The following is an 18907-nucleotide window of genomic DNA, read 5'->3' on the forward strand; positions in this document are numbered from 1 at the left end:
CCACATCACCAGGTGAGGCGGCTGGAAGCATCCATTGAGCACCTCACGTAGCATCCGTATGTGCAGCCGTGCTCAAGCCCGCGATCAGCATAAGAAGGCAGGAGTCAACAGATGGCAAGTAATTACGGTCGACGTGGAGCCATCCGCAAACCTAACTCCAAGAAGGGGCCACGCGTAGGAACCGGCGGCCATTCACGCCGGGGTCTGGAGGGTAAGGGCCCCACTCCGAAAGCTGAGGATCGCGTCTACCACGCCGCCCACAAGCGCAAAGTTGCCCGTGAAAAGCGTGAGCAACAGGAAGCAGCGCTGGCACGTGCCCGCTCCAGGACCTCTATCAAGATTCCCGAAGGCCACGAGCTAATCTGTGGGCGTAACCCCGTTGCCGAAGCAGCTCAGGCAGGCGTGCCGATTCTGCGCGTCTTCATTTCACCGACCACAACGGCCGATGAGCGACTCGAATCCGTGATCCGCACAGCATCCTCTCTGGGAGCGCCGGTGATTGAAGTGACCAGGCGCGACCTGGACGTTGCAACGGATGGTGCCGTGCATCAGGGAGTAGCTGCCGAGGTGGACGCCTACGACTATGCGGATGCAGACGAACTGCTTGGTGACCTGCTTCAGCAGAGTGAGCCGCCCATGGTGGTGGCACTTGACCAGGTGACGGACCCGCACAATCTGGGTGCGACGTTGCGTGCTGCTGGCGCATTTGGCGCGGGAGGCGTGGTGATTCCGCAGCGCCGCTCGGCAGGTGTGAACGCCACCGTGTGGAAGGTGTCCGCTGGTGCAGCCGCGCGCGTCCCGGTTGCGCAGGTGTCCAACCTTGTACAGTTTCTGCGTGTCGCCAAAAAGGCCGGGTACTTCGTGGTCGGATTGGACGGCGGGGGTGACCAGTCGATCCGCCGCCTGCCCTTGTCGACCGAGCCACTGGTTATTGTCACGGGTGCGGAAGGGGCTGGACTGTCACGCCTGGTGCGCGACACCTGCGACCAGATCGTGTCGATTCCGATCAGCTCCACCGTTGAGTCTTTGAACGCGTCGGTTGCCACGGGCATCGCGTTGTACGAGGTGGCGGCCACGCGCGCCGACGCTCGCTGACAGGTACGCCGAGGTTATGCGGTGATGTCGCTGCCTAGAATAACCTTCGTACGTTTTTGGCGAGATCACCAATACCGGTTAATCTCCAACTGAGCAGGAGTGCGTCCCGAAGTGCTGCTTGGGCAGGGGATGCGTCGCCTCGCTTGCGATTCGCTGATTCAGCGATCGACATCGTTGACCAGTCGGGACTCATCTGACAAAGGTGGTTAGACCTGTACGGAATCCCGTAGTTATCCATCCTCAACTCGAGGATCGTCGAGAGGGGAGGGGCCTGCTGGATTTATCTGCACGGGCATGTTATCGTTAACTTCACTGGCGGAACAATGTAGATCTCCGCAGTGTATGACTCGAGAATCTAGCTCACTTCGTAAATCATGGGAGGCTTCAATGGCGCGACTACATGTTGATCCTAAGTATGTGAACGCTAACATCAATGAATTGATATGGGGATCGTTCACCGAGCACCTGGGCCGATGCATCTATGGGGGACTTTATCAGCCCGATCATGCGACCGCAGATGACAATGGCCTGCGGCAAGACGTGATCGATGAGGTAAAGGAACTTGATATAAGCCTTGTTCGCTATCCTGGTGGAAACTACGTTTCGAATTACAACTGGAAAGATGGTATTGGACCTAAGGAAAAGCGTCCGAGACGACTTGAATTTGCATGGGCAACCGTAGAAAGCAATCAATTTGGAATTGATGACTTTATTGATTGGGCGCGAAAAGCAAACGTAGAGCCGATGATAGCCGTGAATCTCGGAACCGGCACTCCTAAGGAAGCTGCAGAGCTCGTAGAATACTGCAATCATCCTGGTGGCACATACTGGAGTGACCTTCGCAGACAGAATGGTCATGAAGAGCCCTACGGTATCAAATACTGGTGCCTAGGAAATGAAATGGAAGGAGATTGGCAAGCCGGCCATCTTAGTGCAGATAACTATGCGGATAAAGCACTTGAGACGGCGAAGATGATGCGGTGGGTAGATCACGACATTAAGCTCGTTGCTTGTGGTAGTTCGTATCATGTGCTGCCAGAATACCTCGAATGGGACAAGATTGTTCTGAGTAAGCTCTACCCGCATATCGACTACATCTCTACTCACTTTTACGCATCGAGAAGCGATAGTAGTGCCGAAGAATTCATCCACTCATGGCACGAACTGCATCAGCATCTGAAAAACTCTGAGGCTGTCTTAGATTTTGTGAAGGGTAAGCGTGACGAGGATAAGGAAATCCCCATCTGTCTTGATGAATGGAATGTTTGGAATTTCTCAGATCTCAAAATCAACGGTCCGAGTGATCTTCTTGGTGCAACAGAACTCGAGGTAACTTCTGCAGAGAGATGGGAAGAAGCTCCGCCTATTCTTCAAGAGAAATACTCTCTTCTTGATGCTGTAACCTTTGCTGGCTTGGGCATGACCTTGATAAACCACGCTGATCGAGTTGAGATTGCTTGTCTTGCGCAGCTAGTTAACGCGATCGCTCCTATCACTACCAAGAATGACGGGGGAATTCTTCGACAGGCTATTTGGTATCCGCTTCATGAGCTTACCGAGCGTGGCCATGGAGAGGTTCTCTCTCATCGCTTAGAGTGCTCTAAGAGCTTGGTTAAGGGACGGGAAATCCCATCAGTCTATTCGGCCGTTGTGTACGACTCTGACAATCGTGAAATGACACTGTTCGTGTTGAATTCGAACCTCGAGAAATCGGAGCCACTTGAAATTGAAGTTAGCGGTAGCAAATTTGCAATCAAGAGTGTGCGTAGGCTTGTAGGAAAGAATTTAACGAGCGTTAATACCTTTGATAACCCGGAGGAAATTTCGATGGAGGAGCTAAAAGACTTTGACTCTTCCGTCCTTGAACTTCCTCCGGCCTCTTTCTCTGTAGTCACAGTTGAGGTGGCAAAATGACCGAAACTATCGGTAATAATTCCGCTAGGATTTACGGTTTTAAGGGTGAGATAAAAACCTGGAACCGGATAGCATATGGTGCAGGAGATATGGCTGTCAACATTACGTGGGCAGCCTTGGGAATGTTCATCATTTATTTCTACACTGACGTTGCGCTAATTCCAGCTGCTGCGGTCGGCACCTTGATGCTGTTTGGGAGAATTTTCGACGGGGTCACGGACGTGATCGTCGGTGCTTTGGTTGATAAGACTGATACAAGGTGGGGGAAAGCGCGCCCGTGGGTGTTATTCGGAGCGATACCGTTTGCTGCTTGTTCAACTCTCCTTTTCGCCGTGCCTGATACGTCAATTTCGGGAAAGCTGATATACGCTTACGTTACCTACCTACTAATGACAATTGCCTTTACTGCCGTTTGTATTCCTTACGGCACAATTAACGCGCTGATGACTCGCGACGTTAATGAACGGGCTAAGCTGAATGTTTTCCGGATGTTCATGGCTCAGATAGGCTTCCTGCTGGTCACGACGGTAACCCTTCCTTTGGTGAAGCGCCTTGGTGACGATCAACGCGCATGGGTCATCGCGTTCGCGATCTTGACGAGTCTATCGGTGCTTTTGTTTTGGTTCACTGTCGCAGGAACGCGCGAGATCAGAGCGCTACGTGATGAAGGGAACGAAAATGTGCCTTTTAATGCGCGTTTGAAAGCAATGTTTGCCAATAAGTATTGGATTCTGGCAACAGTGTTTTTCCTCGTCTTTAGTATCGGTTACGCGCTGAATCAGTCTGCATTGGTTTACTACTGCAAGTGGGTTCTTGGAAACGAGCAACTGGTTTCAGTTTTGACTTGGGCATATCTAGTCCCAGTGATGGTCGGATTCTTGTTCCTGCCAGAACTGATCAAACGATTTGGTAAGACCAAATTGATGATGGTTGGCATTTTGGTCTCAGTTGTTGGCCTCGTAGTAATGGCAATTGCTCCTGCCAGCTTTGCTGTTGCAATGGGGGCTCAAATCGTTAAGGGTGTTGGTCAAGTTCCACTTCTAGGAATCGTCTGGGCCCTGTTCCCCGATACGATCGAGTACGGCGAGTGGAAGACGGGTATTCGCTCGGAAGGTTTGCTCTACAGCTCAGGTAGCTTTGCGCAGAAGCTCGGTATCGGAATCGGAGCGGCTCTGATGAGTTGGATTCTTGCCATGGGAGGGTACGACGGTGCTGCGTCGGTTCAGAGTGGTGGCGCGTTAAGTGCGATTTTGTGGTCATTCATTTATATTCCGATCATCACTTTTGTTCTTCAAGCGGTGATTCTTTACTTCTATGACATCGACAAGAAGCTTCCGATGATTATGGAGGAGCTGAAAAGGCGCTAGGACATCCGCCTAGCACCATGTTGATTGGGGGGCTGCTTCATTCAAGCGCCCCCCAATCACGTGAGATTGTCACTTGTGCATTCGACGGTTGTCGGGCGCTGACGGGTACGCCGGGTATTTCCCGGCGCACTGCCCGCACGAACTGGACACTGGTGATGAGAATGCGCCAATGGCGATAGACTGGACGGTGGTGTTTCAGCCAGGTGACCGTGAGACACCCTCGTCCATCAAGAAGACAGGCGAGCCACCAAGTAGGGGAGCATAACCGAATGCCAGCCGTGATCGTTTTGGGCGCACAATGGGGCGACGAAGGGAAGGGCAAGGCCACTGACCAGCTGGGTCAGCGCACCGACGTCGTCGTCAAGTTCAACGGCGGGAACAACGCCGGCCATACCGTCGTCGTCGACGGAGAAAAGTACGCGCTGCACCTGCTGCCCGCAGGTATCCTGTCCAAAGGTGTCACACCGCTGATTGGCAACGGTGTGGTGGTCGACCTGAGCGTTCTTTTCGATGAGATGGAACAGATTAGCGCTCGCGGTGTGGACTGCTCGAAACTGAAGATTTCGGCGGCCGCGCACATCATCCCGCCTTACAACCGCCTGGTGGACAACGCCAGTGAGAAGTTGCTGGGCGACAAGCAGATCGGCACCACTGGCCGAGGCATCGGGCCGACATATGCGGACAAGATGAACCGCATCGGCATCCGCATTCAGGATCTGTTCGATCCGCCGACCCTTGAGCAGAAGGTGCGCAGCGCCCTGGCTCAGAAGAACCCGCTACTTGAATCTGTTGGTATGGAAACGCTCGATCCGGAGGAGGTCACGCGCGAACTGCTGTCGTACGCTGACCGCGTGCGCCCCATGGTGGTGGATGCGTCATTGCTGGTCAACGATGCATTGGATGAAGGCAAGACCGTCTTGTTCGAGGGTGGCCAGGCCACAATGCTCGACATCGATCATGGAACCTACCCGTTTGTGACCTCATCAAATCCGACGGCCGGTGGTGCACTGACCGGAACAGGTGTCGGGCCTACCCGCATCGACCGTGTGGTGGGTGTTGCCAAGGCGTACACGACGCGCGTAGGTGAAGGGCCTTTCCCAACGGAGCTTACTGACGAAGTCGGTGATGAACTGCGTAAACGCGGCGGCGAATTCGGTGTGACGACGGGGCGGCCGCGTCGTACTGGATGGTTCGATGCTGTGGTCGTGCGATACGCTTCGCGCGTCAACGGGTTGACTGACCTGTGCCTGACGAAGCTGGATGTCCTGACTGGATATGACACGATTCCGGTGTGCGTGGCCTATGAGGTGAACGGGCAGCGTTTGGATGAGATGCCAATGAATCAGTCAGACTTCGAGGCTGCAACACCCATCTATGAAGAGATGCCCGGATGGAGTGACGACATCTCCGGCGTGCGCACCTTCGAGGACCTGCCTCAAAAGGCTCAGGAGTACGTGCTGCGCCTGGAGGAGCTGTCCAAGTGCCGCATCTCCTCGATCGGTGTGGGAGCAGGACGCGAAGCCATCATTGTGCGCCACGCGCTCTGATCTGCAGTCGGTGCGCGCAGCTTGAATGTCGACGAGGCTGCGCGCCCCTGCGCCGAGCTGCCGCTCAGCTTTGATGGAGTTGGAGCTCAGCTTTGCTCGGAGCTTCCGCTTAGCTGTGTTCCGAGCCGGCGCTCAGCACTCCGTTGTCAATGGTGTAGGTCGTATCGGTCGCGCTCAGAGCCTGTTGGTCGTGCGTGACCATGATGACCGCTGCGCCTGTCGCGGCACTGTCGCGCAATAGCTCAAGTACCAGCGCCGTGCTGTCCGCATCAAGATCGCCGGTCGGTTCGTCAGCAATGATGATCGCAGGGGAGTTAATGACTGCGCGCGCAACGCTGGCCCGCCGCAGTTCTCCACCTGACAGTTCCGAGGGGTAGGCGTCAGCAAGTGGCGCAATATCCATCCGCTCCAGCAGTTCGCGGCCGCGCTCTTCAAGGCCGGCCAGGTCTGCCTCGCCGGCGATCTCTCCAGGCAGCAGAACATTGTCGAGGATGTTCAGGCTGGGAAGCAGTGAATGGTGCTGCGTAATGAAACCGAGGGTGCGCGCCCGAAGATTGCATAGCTCATGGTCGCTGAGGTGCGAGACTGCTTTGTTGTCAATGAGAACAACACCCGATGTGGGAGCCAACAGGCCAGCGATCAGATTTAACAGCGTGGTCTTCCCATTGCCGCTCCGGCCGACAATCGCAATGAACTCACCGGCATCGACCGTCAGGTTCACATGATCAACCGCCGCGAACACTGTGCCGCGTCGCGTGAATTCCCGGGTGAGGTCCCGAGTGGTCACGAGTGTCATTACTGCCCCCTCTGGAAAGTCGTATACGTCTCGGCTCGCGACAACTTCCATGCTGACAAGCTTGAGGCTGCCATACCGACGAGGGTGGCTGCCAACACGCTCCCCACTGCCAGACCCAACACTTGCGCGATGCTGATCTGAAGATAGGGCAGTGCCAGGGCGTCTGTAATCAGCGTGCTGTATGGGAAAACGACGAGGGAAGCCAGGCCGATTCCGATCACACCGCCAGCCAGGCCGATCAGCGCTGATTCAGTGAGGTACACGCGAACGAGGTGGGACTTGCGCATTCCCATGATGCGCAGTGAGGCAAATTCTTTCTTCCGCTCATTGACCGAGGTTAAGAACACAGCGAACAGCACGATCGCGCCCAGCACCCATACCGCGCCCACGAATGCGTAGGCATATCCCGTGATCACGTTCAGGTGAGCTTTGGTGGTCGCCGTAATTCCTCCGGGATAGACGAAGCCGAGGCTTCCCATCCCCGTCGCCTTGGTGATGTTGTCTGCCACCTCGTGCGGGTCGACTCCATCTTTGACTGTGAGCAGGACGGCGGAGATCGCATTGCCCGCATGTTCTTCCGGAATGGCCGGATGGCCCACTTCCGCCGAGTACTTCACGACTTGAGGAACGGTTGCCGGATTGACGAACACTGAGCTGTCCAATGAGGTGCCGGTGGGTGCGAGCTGTGCTGCGACAGGGAAGTGGTGGCCGAAAAGTTTGATGTCACCGCTTGCAGACACTTTGATCTTCGAGCCTGCAATGACGTCACCGTCAGCAAGCTGTTTGTCGTATTGCGAGGACACCCAAGGCTCAATAATGAAATCGGTCTGTGGATTGAAACCGATGATCTGAACCTGGTCGTCACAGCAACTTGCCGTCAACGACGCAATATAAGTCTGCGCGGTGAGCTTTTCGATCCCGTTGGCCTTGGCCACCAACTCGGCGATGTTGTTGATGAAGTAGAAGGTGGAGGAACCGGTATTGGTCAGCAGTGCTTCCGCCTGCGGACGGGAAACCTGAGGAACAACCATGAGGTCGGCACCCATGCGTTCCTGCATACTCGCCAGACCGGTCTTAAGGTTGAACGACAAGACGGTACCGCCGAAGAAGGTACCGGACAGAACGCTGACGATGAATATCAGCGCGAAGGTGCGCAGTGGTCTGCTCGATAAGTTCTTCAGCGGTAGCCGTCGCAGTAGGTTGTGACGTGTCACGGTCTGCCTGCAGAACTTACTTCTGTGAGGCGGGTGCGATTGTCTTGACGCGACTGTTCACGTACACCACAACCACCGCGTAGACAATGGTCAGGATGCCCAGAACCATCAGCGTGGGGACCATGATCATGTTGCAGTGCATGTCGGCCTTCATGCATCCGCCAATGAGAACCTTGACGATGGCGATAGTCAAAGCGCCGTTGAGGCCAGCTGCAATTGCCAGTCCTGTCTGGATGCGGGTGTCAACGAAGAACGCAATGACGCCGATGACTGCGATAACCAGACCGATGCCGAGGGCGGCCTGAGCTGACCAGTGGCACTTCATGAAGTGCCCATCTTCCGTCGGAGGGCATGGCTGCGCGAGAGTCTTGGGCGCGAATGCGATGAGAAGTCCCAGAATGATTGCTGGAATCGATGAGATCAGTTTGTTTGTCATGATAACCCTTTCACAGGTGCTCGACGACGCTTCTGCCGGATCAGTCCGTCTCTCAAGAAACGCTGTTATTATGACAGCGTAAAATAAGAAAGGCAAACCTTACCTAATCGGTGAGGAGTGGATGGAAACCGCAGAATAGCGCCAACGGCGAGAGCGCAGGAGGTGTGGACCTGTGGTGCGAACCGTTAAAAAGTGAGCAAGGCGACGTGAAAGGGCCTCGAACTAAGCCATCTTTCTATCTCGTACGGTGAGCTGCTGTGCCCGGCGCTCAACCGGCTGTCAGTGCCTGGTGGTCAGATCCTCATCGAACCGCATCGATAATCGACGTCACTGTTTCATGGATCGCTTCAGCGCTTACTGGTTCGCCTGCGCTGGTGAAGTAGATTCCCAACACGAGGTTGGAGTACGCGATACGAGTAAACGTATACGTCTCATGTGGATCAGGATCGGCAAGATCAGCCGTGAAGGTGACGTACTGCGCGCCGCTGACCCTGCCGTCCTCTCTGAAGTCCAGGCCGGTGACCGCCGCATCAATTGCCTCACCATCGCATCCTTTCCGATTTCTCTCCAAGTGGAGATTGTAGAATTCCTGCGCGTTGGCCTTACTGGGGAAGAGTGACAGCTCAATGAAGGCCACAGAGGTCACTCCCTCAATCAATGACGTGTGACTCATGTAATCCGGTGACGGCAGGCTGTCAAAAAGCTTCTGGCATTGAGTGCTCTTGAACTGCAGCGGCTCAACGTCGGTATAGCGGATGGGGCCCTCGACTTCATCAACGGGGCCAATGCCACTGATCGCGACATTTCGGAGTGTCTCTGTGGCTTCACTTGCAGAGAGTGGATCAGAGTGACGTGAGGTGATGAAAAGAACGCCGGCCGCAACCAGAGCGATCACGAGAACGCAGCTCACCAGCACGATAGCAATCAGGCCACCTTTGTTCCTTGGACGGGGGCGCTGCTGAGAGGGGCCCTGCAGAGGAGCGCTCGGCTGAAGGTCGCCCTGCAAAGGTGAACCGGACTGAGGGGGACCCTGCAGAGGGTACTGTGGTTGTGTCACGATGCGCTCCGTGGCACGACTAGATCAGTTTCATGTACTTGAGTACTACCGTGCCATGTCGCACTGCCACACATCAATATCTCCGGCCCCAACAATCTGTCCTTGATCATCGCAAGGTGCTGGAAATGAGGCGGGGGTGAAAGTGGCACCGGACCGAAAGCGCCTGTCGGCGCGAAGGCCGCTCGTAGCGGCAATAGTTGGAGCCCGGGGCTTAGCGGCCCGATGCCGCGTTCAGCCTAACATTGCCACCCACACTGACGCTCAGTGACCTTGCCAACTTCAGGTTCCGTCGGCGCCGTCCTTGCCGGCAGTGCGCAGTGTTGCCCGCTTCGGTGATGGCGAACAAGACCAGAGAATTGCTGGTCGCCCTCGTGAATCGTCGTGAAGGCCCGTACAGTAAGAAGCATGTTTGTACTTGATGAGAACACTCCTCGAGAAATTGCACCCCTGGCGTGGATGCTGGGACAGTGGCGCGGCTGGGGCGTGATTGCCGGATCGCACGCGGCGGCCGCCACCCCCGATTCGTCCGGAGAATCCGACCAGAACACCCCCGCCACCTCGGCCGACAGTGACGATGTGCCCGATCAGATGGTCATTGAAGAGATCACGTGCGAAGCCGTGGGCACACAGATGCGCATGGTGACCCGCATCTACTTGGCAAGCTCGCGCGTTCAGTCGCTTGACCCGAGTGCCTCGACCGAGGAAGGCCTGGCCGCCCTCGTCGAACAGGACCTGATCAATGAGGAAACCGTGTACGTCAGCGTCATGCCGACGACGCAGGAGCTGCCCCCTCCCGGACAGTTCCAGACCCGAGAGCTCACTGCCAGTGGCGCGGATCAGAAAGGTCTGGCGACGCTGTGGGCGGGAGTGTCGATGGGGCCGCGCGTACGCATGATTTCCGACGCGATCGCACGCAGCCCACACGCTCAACCCGTTGAGGAAGCCTCCCGCATGTTCGGCCTGGTCGCAGGTGAACTCATGTGGGCTCAGGACGTCACAATGGTGGGTGCAGGCGAGTCGATTACCTCGATTTCCGGTCGTCTCATGCGAATTGACGAGGGGGACGCTGTCACATCAGATTCTGCAAGAACGCCGAGCAACGCTGCGGCGAACCATGGTGGCGTCGATGCGCAGGACAGCGATGACTGATCAGCTGCATTCGCCACTGTTGACCTGGCCGAAAGCTGTTGCAGGTGAGGGCGAGTGGGTCGGCCTGCCGATCCACTATGGCGACCCGATCGGGGAGCAGTGGGCACTGGCCGAGTTGCGGGGCTTCACGGATCTGTCCACTCTGGCAGCCGTGTGCGTCAGCGGGCCTGATCGTCAGTCATGGCTCACAAACATGACCTCGCAGATCATCAACGGCATGATGCCTGCAGAATCAAAGGAACTGCTGGTGTTGGATGCCAACGGCCGCATCGAGCACGCCGCAGCAGTCCACGATGACGGTGAAACGACGTGGCTGGTAACTGTGCGTAACCGCGTCGGCGCACTGGCCCAGTGGCTCGAGTCCATGAAATTCATGCTGCGCGTCGAAGTGGCGGCGCGCCACGACATTCGCGTGATCGGCACCGTCAGTTCTGCCGCCCAGACAGACCCGCTTGCTGAAACAGCACGTCATCTGCCGGGATACCTGTTCACGTGGGATGACCCGTGGCCAGGAGTCGTGGAAGGCGGCACGCGTTACTTTGCAGGCAGCAAGCACCCGGGATCTGACACGCGTTTCCACCTCCACATTGTCGAGGGCGACGGCGCCATCACCGACATGATGAGTGTGGCGGGTGACAGCGACGGCATGACGCCTGCCGGAATGCTTGCCTGGGACGCACTGCGCATTGCGGCATGGCGTCCTCTTATCGGACGGGACACGGACGCTCGATCCATCCCGGCTGAACTCGACTGGATGCGCACCGCCGTTCATCTGCATAAAGGCTGCTACCGCGGGCAGGAGTCTGTGGCACGTGTGGTGAACCTTGGTAAACCGCCCAGGCGCTTGACCTTCCTGCAACTCGATGGCTCACGCGGAGATCTGCCGGAAAGTGGAGCCAGACTGATGCGTGGAAACCGGCAGGTGGGTGTGGTGACATCAGCTGCACGGCACTACGAACTTGGCCCCGTTGCGCTGGCGCTCATTTCGCGCAACGTCCCAGAAGACACGGTCTTTGACATTGATGGGGTCAGCGCTGCGCAGGAAATCATCGTGCCGCGTGACGGTCGCAGTGAAGATTCACCCGATGAGCGCCCCGGCAAGGACCTGACGAACAAGGACCTGCGCAGGCTGGATATTCCGCCGGCAGGATCACCGCACATGTCAGGTGGAAGGAAGGCATAACAGTGCGAGCAGTACTTCAGCGGGTTACCCGCGCATGCGTGCGCGTCGATGGTGAAGTTGTCGGAGAAATCAGTGGCCCCGGCATCCTCGCCCTCGTCGCCGCCACTCACGAGGACGGCCCCGACCAGGTCGACACGGTGGTGCGCAAAATTGCGGAGCTGCGGATCATGGACGATGAACAATCGGTGAGCGACATTGGCGGCGCGGTCCTGGTCGTCTCGCAGTTCACACTCTATGGCAGTACCCGTAAAGGCCGGCGACCCTCGTGGTCGGCAGCTGCGCCGGGCCCTGTGGCTGAACCGCTGATTGATGCCGTGGCTCAGGGGCTGCGTGAGCGTGGGCTGGAAGTGGCGACCGGCCAGTTTGGCGCCCACATGGAGGTTGAACTGGTCAACGACGGGCCCTTTACTGTGCTGGTTGAGGCGTAGACGGAACCATGGCGGAGGTGCATATTCGCCCGTACCGGTTAACGGACGCAGCTGATCTGATCTCAATCTGCATTGATACGGCCGACAGTGGCAGGGGAGCGCGGGGCAGGCTCACCGATGATGAAATTCTGCCCTACATTTACGCACTGCCGTACGTCAGTTACGCTCCGAGCTGGTCGTTTGTGGTTGATACTGGCTCACGCATCAGTGGATATATCGTGGGTGTCCCCGATGTTGCTTCCTTTGTGAACTGGTGGCGCGACCACTGGGTGCCGGTGCTGCGCGAGCGTTTCGGCGGCACGGAGCTGTGGCCAGAGGGCGAGCGTGAACTGCTTGAACGCGGCCTCAACCCTGATTCCATGTGGTCGGATCTTCGCCGCACCTATGAGGCCGAATTTCACATCGACCTGCTGTCCGATGTGCAGGGACGTGGGCTCGGTACGCAGCTTCTTGGCAGATTCACCGAGGCGGTGACCACGCGCTCGCACGCACACGGCATCGCCATCGGGGTTGACGCGGACAATTCACGTGCCATCGGCTTTTATGCCAAAAATGGTCTTGAGGTGCTGCGTGAAGACCGAGGCAGTGATGGCGCCGTCAGCGGCTACACCATGGGGATTTGCCTGCGCGGGCCATCCAGATCCGCATGACACGCGAAGCGGTGGCACGCAGGTTCCTTTCGCCCGATGACACCGCCTCATCCGTTGAACACGGCCCGGGCACGATCGGGACAGCGGCAATGATTCCGCATCGCAACAGCTCATCAGTCAGTGCCTGCCCCTGTTCAATTCTGCCGGCGCACGCGATGACAGGAACGCTGCCGGCCTCGCGTGCCAGGCGCGCCACCCCGGAGATGGTTTTGCCCATGACACTTTGCCGGTCGATCGACCCCTCGCCGGTCAGCACAAGGTCAGCTCCGCGCAGCACTTCCGCCAGCCCGACGCCTTCCATCACCAGATCCACCCCTGATTCCAACGAAGCGCCCAGGAAAGCTGACAGCGCAAACCCCAGCCCACCTGCCGCTCCAGCTCCCGCCTTGTCGGCATGGGCGCTCGCTGCCGGGTCAGCGTGCGCGAAGGTTGCCAACGCACGATCCAGCACCTTGACGTCGCGAGGTGTCGCACCCTTTTGAGGCCCGTATACAGCGGATGCGCCCCGAGGCCCACACAGCGGATTGTCCACATCGCATGCGGCGCGCACGCGCACATCCCTCAGCCTCCCATCCAGGCCAGACACGTCAATACGTCGAACCTTTCCCAGGCACTCCGGCGAACCGTCGACGTCACGGCCACCCTCGTCAATGAAGCTCATACCCAAGGCGCGCAGCATTCCCGCTCCGCCGTCGTTCGTGCCGGACCCGCCCAGCCCGATGAGGATCTCCTCAACACCAAGGTCCAGTGCTGCCGAGATCAGCTCACCCACTCCAGCGCTGGTCATGGAACAAATTCGCCGGTCGCAAGCCGCGACCAATCCCAGCCCGACAGCCTCGGCAACTTCGATGACCGCGCTGCCACCTGCCGTCCAGAACCCTGCCTCACGAGGGCGGCCGAGCGAGTCGTGAACCTCGACGATGTGGTACTGCGCCCCCAGGGCATCCGCGATGGCCTGCGCGAAGCCTTCTCCGCCGTCAGCCAGCGGAACCACCTCGCATTGCGCATCGGGGACGACTGCACGAACACCGTCGGCAAGTGCACGCGCCGCCTGCATCGCTGTCATCGACCCTTTGAAACTGTCAGGAGCGCAGACGATTTTCATGGCAGTCCTTCCTGTCGCGGCGCGGTTTGCTCTGATTGTAGGCAGCGTGTTGACGTGCTTGTGTGCGCACGCGAGGCAGACAACTGGCAGTGTTTCCGCTCGCCTGTAGTGAACATTGAAGCGGCCGCGCCAATCAGCCCGTAGGGTGGAACCAGTTGAAAACGCCAGGCACCCGTGTCTGCGCCATCCCATTCGTGAACATCAGGAGGAGCCATGTTCGAACGGTTCACCGACCGAGCTCGGCGAGTCGTCGTCCTCGCACAGGACGAAGCCAGGAACCTCAACCACAACTACATCGGCACTGAGCACCTGCTGCTGGGCCTCATTACCGAGGGCGAGGGCGTCGCAGCAAAAGCCCTCGACATGATGAACATTGAGCGCGACCAGGTGCGTGAAGCGGTCATCGACATTATTGGCGAGGGCGAAAAGCCTGTCGAAGGTCACATTCCGTTCACGCCGCGTGCCAAGAGAATCTTTGAGCTGTCGCTGCGTGAAGCACTGCAGTTGGGTCACAACTACATTGGCACTGAGCACCTGCTGCTCGGTTTGCTCAAAGAGGGCGAGGGCGTTGCAGCTCAGGTGCTGACGAAGCTGGGAGCTGACTTGTCGCAGGTGCGTCAAGCCGTTATCCAGCTGCTGTCGGGTTACCAGAGCGATGGGGACAACCGCGAGGCGGTGGGCGTATCGGGCAACCCTGTGCGCGACCCCGGTCAGACGAACTCCGCTATTTTGGAGCAGTTCGGTCGCAACCTGACTCAGGCTGCACGTGAAGGCAAGCTTGATCCGGTGATCGGTCGTAAGACGGAGATGGAACGCGTCATGCAGGTACTGTCGCGTCGCACGAAGAACAACCCGGTGCTGATCGGTGAACCCGGTGTCGGTAAGACCGCTGTTGTCGAAGGCCTGGCTCAGGCGATCGTGCATGGCGACGTGCCGGAGACGATTAAAGACCGCCAGATTTACTCACTGGATATGGGATCCCTGGTCGCCGGGTCGCGCTATCGCGGCGATTTCGAAGAACGCTTGAAGAAAGTCCTTAAAGAGATCCGCACGCGCGGTGACATTATCTTGTTTATCGATGAGATCCACACATTGGTCGGCGCCGGTGCTGCTGAAGGCTCCATTGATGCCGCTCAGATGCTCAAGCCAATGCTGGCTCGCGGCGAAATCCAGACCATCGGTGCCACCACGCTTGACGAGTACCGCAAGCACGTGGAAAAGGACGCTGCGTTGGAGCGTCGTTTCCAGCCGGTGCGTGTCGAGGAACCCTCTGTGGATGAGACAGTTGGGATCTTGAAGGGGCTGCGTGACCGCTACGAGGCGCATCACCGCGTCATCATCACCGATGAGGCGATCCGCGCCGCAGCCGAGCTGGCAGACCGCTACATTTCTGACCGTTTCCTGCCTGACAAGGCCATTGACCTGATGGATGAAGCCGGTGCCCGCCTGCGCATCGCCCGTATGACGGCACCGCCCGAGTTGCGTGAAATCGACGAGAAGATCGCTGATGTGCGCAAGGCCAAGGAAGCCGCGATCGATGATCAGGACTTTGAGCGTGCCGCCTCCCTGCGTGATGAGGAAAAGAAACTGGGCGAGGAACGTCGCGAGAAGGAAGATGCGTGGAAGGGTGGCGAACGCGAAGAAATCGCGGAGGTCACTGAAGAGGAAATCGCTGAAGTGCTCGCCATGTCGACCGGCATCCCGGTGGTGAAGCTGACTCAGACCGAATCGGCCAAGCTGCTGAAGATGGAAGATGAGCTGCATAAGCGCGTCATCGGCCAGGAAGAGGCTGTCAAAGCACTATCGCAATCTATCCGACGCACACGTTCCGGCCTGAAAGATCCGAAGCGTCCGGGTGGCTCGTTCATTTTTGCCGGACCGACCGGTGTCGGTAAGACTGAGCTGGCCAAGGCTCTCGCGGAGTTCCTGTTCGGTGATGAAGATGCGCTGATCCAGATAGATATGAGCGAGTTCTCCGAGAAGCACACGGCATCACGCCTGTTCGGTGCACCTCCCGGGTACGTTGGATACGACGAGGGTGGCCAGCTCACTGAAAAGGTCCGTCGCCGTCCGTTCTCTGTCGTCCTGTTTGACGAGGTTGAAAAGGCTCACCCCGATATCTTCAACTCCTTGCTGCAGATCCTGGAAGAAGGTCATCTGACCGATTCACAGGGACGCAAGGTGGACTTCAAGAACACGGTGATCATCATGACCACCAACCTGGGCACGCGCGACATCAACAAGGGTGTGCTGACCGGCTTCCAGTCCGCCGACAACCTCACGCACGACTACTCGCGCATGAAGTCGAAGGTGAATGAGGAGCTCAAGCAGCATTTCCGCCCCGAGTTCCTCAACCGTGTTGACGACGTCATCGTCTTCCCGCCGCTCACGAAGGAGCAGATCACGCAGATCGTTGACCTGATGATCGGTCGCCTGGCGGAGCGCATGGAGGACCAGAATATGAAACTGCAGATCAGCGATGCTGCGCGTGAACTGCTGGCCGACCGCGGATACGACCCTGTTCTGGGTGCCAGGCCGCTGCGCCGCGCCATCCAGCGCGATATTGAGGACGCCTTGTCCGAGCGGATCCTGTTCGGTGAGATCATGCCGGGTCAGGTTGTCACCGTCGATGTTGCCGGCGAGGGCGACCAGCGTGAATTTACGTTCACTGGGATCTGATCGCCTGGTCGCATGGCCTGCGTGTAGTGGCTGACTACCGTGGTTAGGGGCCAACCGGCCACGGTAGTTCGGCTCCAGGCGTCAACTGGTCACGGTCATCCAGACGGCCACCCTCGACAATGAAGTTCAGCCGCGCGGAGACGACGTCGCGGGGACGAAGCAGCCTGCAGCGTCCGAAGAACTCCTGCCACACGTGACCCCTCCTGCACGCAGTTGAGCCCTTGCACACGAGGGTGATAAATCTCCTTCTCGCACGCCCATCTCAGCCAACAGCGCCGACGAGATTTTGCCATAATTGCTGCGATGCCAAACCTAAGGAGACCCTGATGCCTGCAGCACCTACGCCCGAGTCGCACGCACGCGTTGACGCCGACACGACGCTCAGCACAGACCCACTGTGGTGGCGCCAGGCGGTTGTGTACCAGATCTACCCGCGCAGCTTCGCTGACTCGAACGGCGACGGGCTCGGTGACATCAAGGGTGTGACCTCACGGGCAGACTACCTGGCTGACCTCGGTGTGGATGCTGTGTGGCTCAGCCCCTTCTATCCTTCCGAGCTGGCTGACGGCGGATACGACGTGGCCGACTACCGCAACGTGGATCCACGCCTGGGAACGCTTGACGATTTTGACGAAATGATCGCGGCCCTGCATGGACGAGGCATCCGCGTCATCGTTGACATCGTGCCCAACCACACCTCACGCATGCACCCCTGGTTCCAGGAAGCTCTGGCAGGGGGCCGCGGGTCAGCGGCGCGTGAACGTTACATCTTCCGTGAAGGCACAGGCCCTGACGGCTCGCAGCCCCCGACGGACTGGACCTCCACGTTCGGCGGTGCCGCATGGGAACAGGTTGAAGACGGACAGTGGTACTACCACTTCTTTGCCCGCGAGCAGCCGGATCTGAACTGGGATCACCCCGATGTGCGCGAGGACTTCCTGACAACACTGCGCTTCTGGTCTGACCGCGGTGTCGATGGTTTCCGCATTGATGTCGCCCACGGACTGGCGAAAGACCTCAGCGAACCGCTGCCCAGCCAGGCAGAACTCGACGCTATGCCGATGGATGGACACCACCGCATCTTTGACCGCGACGAGGTTCAGGACATTTACGCTACCTGGCGTGAGGTCTTCAACTCCTACGATCCGCCGCGCACAGCGGTTGCCGAGGCGTGGGTGAATCCTGACCGGGTGCCTCGGTACGCAAACCCGAACAGCCTGGGACAGTCCTTCAACTTCGACCTGCTTGAAGCCGACTTCAACGCCGACCAGTTCCGCACGATTATCACCGACAATTTGGAGCTGGCCAGTTCGTCAGGTTCCTCGAGCACATGGGTGTTGTCGAACCACGATGTTGTCCGCCATGCCACGCGCTACGGCCTGCCCGATGCAGTGCGCACTCATGGTCCGAGGCCCGACAAGCCGGTGGGTCAGGACTGGCTGCTGACAGGTGGTACCGAGCCGGAGCTTCATCGTGAACAGGGATTGCGTCGTGCGCGCGCCGCCACCATGCTCATGCTGGCACTGCCCGGATCGTCCTACATCTATCAAGGTGAAGAGCTCGGCTTGCATGAAGTGGCGGAAATCCCGGCCGATCAGCGTCAGGACCCGACGTTCTTCCGCACCAATCAGAAAGAAATCGGTCGCGACGGCTGCCGCGTCCCCTTGCCGTGGGTCCATGACGCCGCGAACTTCGGATTTGGAGGACCGGCCCACCTGCCGCAACCCTCATGGTTCGCAGACAGCGCAGTCGACGTGGAATCTGCCCGCGAAGACTCGACGCTGTCTCTGTACCGGCGTGCACTGCATCTGCGCCGCACACTGCAGGGCGCCGAAGAAATGGAATGGGTCGACGACAGCATCGAGGCACCGCACAGCGACCAGGTGCTGCATCTGCGCCGTCCCGGTGGCTGGGACGTGATCACGAACTTCAGCACCGAGCCGATCCCATTCGACACCAGCACAGCCATCCTGACCAGTGAGCCGCTGACCGACGGTGTCCTGCCTGGTGAGACAACCATCTGGTGCGCACCGCGCAGCTAAGCTACCGTGAACCCCCTCGTGCCCGCGCAGAAGCGTCGCATTGTCGGCGCCTCTGCCCGGGTCGTGGGGACTCCATCCCTCGCCCGCGTAGGAACCGACAACTGAGCGCGATACACGTGAGAAATAGGAACGATTTTTCGCCTGCCTCTGTCTTTATCCGGATTTTCGTGTCAGACTTACTGCGGTTGCAGTTGTTTCTGCGTATGCGACTCCACTTCTTTGAGAGGATGTGAGCCTGCCCGCCG

The 18907-nt window shown here is 58.3% G+C and carries 16 protein-coding genes; 10 read left to right on the forward strand and 6 right to left on the reverse strand.

From position 1 onward, the window contains the following. Positions 1-111 precede the first annotated feature (111 nt). The 4 genes from rlmB (at position 112) to AC1EJZ_RS07575 (ending at position 5923) form a co-directional block, all read left to right on the forward strand. Positions 112-1095 (forward strand): 23S rRNA (guanosine(2251)-2'-O)-methyltransferase RlmB, encoded by a 984-nt coding sequence (rlmB, locus tag AC1EJZ_RS07560; protein ID WP_058237750.1) that lies wholly within the window; start codon positions 112-114, stop codon positions 1093-1095. A gap of 387 nt (positions 1096-1482) precedes the next feature. Further along, positions 1483-3009 (forward strand): alpha-N-arabinofuranosidase, encoded by a 1527-nt coding sequence (locus AC1EJZ_RS07565; RefSeq protein WP_058237751.1) that lies wholly within the window; start codon positions 1483-1485, stop codon positions 3007-3009. Next, positions 3006-4376, forward strand: a complete 1371-nt coding sequence (locus AC1EJZ_RS07570) for an MFS transporter (protein ID WP_058237752.1) — start codon at positions 3006-3008, stop codon at positions 4374-4376. Before AC1EJZ_RS07565 ends, AC1EJZ_RS07570 begins: the two co-directional genes overlap by 4 nt. A gap of 269 nt (positions 4377-4645) precedes the next feature. Further along, positions 4646-5923: an adenylosuccinate synthase gene (locus tag AC1EJZ_RS07575; protein WP_058237753.1), complete on the forward strand. Its 1278-nt coding sequence runs from the start codon at positions 4646-4648 to the stop codon at positions 5921-5923. 109 nt (positions 5924-6032) lie between these two features. Here AC1EJZ_RS07575 and AC1EJZ_RS07580 read toward each other — a convergent pair whose 3' ends face one another. The 4 genes from AC1EJZ_RS07580 to AC1EJZ_RS07595 all read right to left on the reverse strand — a co-directional run bounded on the left by AC1EJZ_RS07580 (position 6033) and on the right by AC1EJZ_RS07595 (position 9279). Beyond that, the gene (locus AC1EJZ_RS07580; protein WP_058237754.1) at positions 6033-6719 is read right to left on the reverse strand and encodes an ABC transporter ATP-binding protein; all 687 of its coding nucleotides are present in this window, start codon (positions 6717-6719) and stop codon (positions 6033-6035) included. Then, the gene (locus AC1EJZ_RS07585) at positions 6719-7933 is read right to left on the reverse strand and encodes an ABC transporter permease (protein WP_058237755.1); all 1215 of its coding nucleotides are present in this window, start codon (positions 7931-7933) and stop codon (positions 6719-6721) included. Before AC1EJZ_RS07585 ends, AC1EJZ_RS07580 begins: the two co-directional genes overlap by 1 nt. Positions 7934-7949: 16 nt before the next feature. Then, positions 7950-8369 (reverse strand): DUF4418 family protein, encoded by a 420-nt coding sequence (locus AC1EJZ_RS07590; protein WP_058237756.1) that lies wholly within the window; start codon positions 8367-8369, stop codon positions 7950-7952. 301 nt (positions 8370-8670) lie between these two features. After that, entirely contained in the window at positions 8671-9279 is a 609-nt protein-coding gene (locus tag AC1EJZ_RS07595; RefSeq protein ID WP_154955739.1) for a hypothetical protein, read from the reverse strand. Between the two features lie 552 nt (positions 9280-9831). Between AC1EJZ_RS07595 and AC1EJZ_RS07600 the strand changes: the two genes are divergently transcribed. Genes AC1EJZ_RS07600 through AC1EJZ_RS07615 form a run of 4 tightly spaced genes read left to right on the forward strand, consistent with a single transcriptional unit; the run spans position 9832 to position 12836 of the window. Then, entirely contained in the window at positions 9832-10575 is a 744-nt protein-coding gene (locus AC1EJZ_RS07600; protein WP_074026240.1) for a heme-binding beta-barrel domain-containing protein, read from the forward strand. Then, a complete protein-coding gene (ygfZ, locus tag AC1EJZ_RS07605; RefSeq protein ID WP_058237758.1) occupies positions 10568-11758 on the forward strand; it encodes a CAF17-like 4Fe-4S cluster assembly/insertion protein YgfZ in 1191 nt (396 codons plus the stop codon). The genes AC1EJZ_RS07600 and ygfZ overlap by 8 nt, the downstream gene beginning before the upstream one ends. A 2-nt stretch (positions 11759-11760) precedes the next feature. Next, on the forward strand, positions 11761-12186 hold the full coding sequence (dtd, locus tag AC1EJZ_RS07610) for a D-aminoacyl-tRNA deacylase (protein ID WP_058237759.1): 426 nt from the start codon (positions 11761-11763) through the stop codon (positions 12184-12186). An 8-nt stretch (positions 12187-12194) separates the two neighbouring features. Continuing rightward, a complete protein-coding gene (locus AC1EJZ_RS07615) occupies positions 12195-12836 on the forward strand; it encodes a GNAT family N-acetyltransferase (protein ID WP_058237760.1) in 642 nt (213 codons plus the stop codon). Here the strand turns inward: AC1EJZ_RS07615 and AC1EJZ_RS07620 are convergent. Then, the gene (locus AC1EJZ_RS07620) at positions 12784-13941 is read right to left on the reverse strand and encodes a glycerate kinase family protein (RefSeq protein WP_058237761.1); all 1158 of its coding nucleotides are present in this window, start codon (positions 13939-13941) and stop codon (positions 12784-12786) included. The two genes, AC1EJZ_RS07615 and AC1EJZ_RS07620, sit on opposite strands and share 53 nt — an antisense overlap. A gap of 213 nt (positions 13942-14154) precedes the next feature. Between AC1EJZ_RS07620 and AC1EJZ_RS07625 the strand changes: the two genes are divergently transcribed. Continuing rightward, positions 14155-16620 (forward strand): ATP-dependent Clp protease ATP-binding subunit, encoded by a 2466-nt coding sequence (locus tag AC1EJZ_RS07625; protein ID WP_480289752.1) that lies wholly within the window; start codon positions 14155-14157, stop codon positions 16618-16620. A 43-nt stretch (positions 16621-16663) separates the two neighbouring features. On the opposite strand, the gene AC1EJZ_RS07630 is transcribed toward AC1EJZ_RS07625, so the two are convergent. Further along, a complete protein-coding gene (locus tag AC1EJZ_RS07630) occupies positions 16664-16813 on the reverse strand; it encodes a hypothetical protein (protein WP_480294444.1) in 150 nt (49 codons plus the stop codon). Between the two features lie 133 nt (positions 16814-16946). Between AC1EJZ_RS07630 and AC1EJZ_RS07635 the strand changes: the two genes are divergently transcribed. Further along, positions 16947-18662, forward strand: coding sequence for a glycoside hydrolase family 13 protein (locus tag AC1EJZ_RS07635; RefSeq protein ID WP_480294445.1), 1716 nt, complete (start codon positions 16947-16949; stop codon positions 18660-18662). Positions 18663-18907: the final 245 nt, after the last annotated feature.

Source organism: Pauljensenia sp. C0170B5, assembly GCF_056590195.1.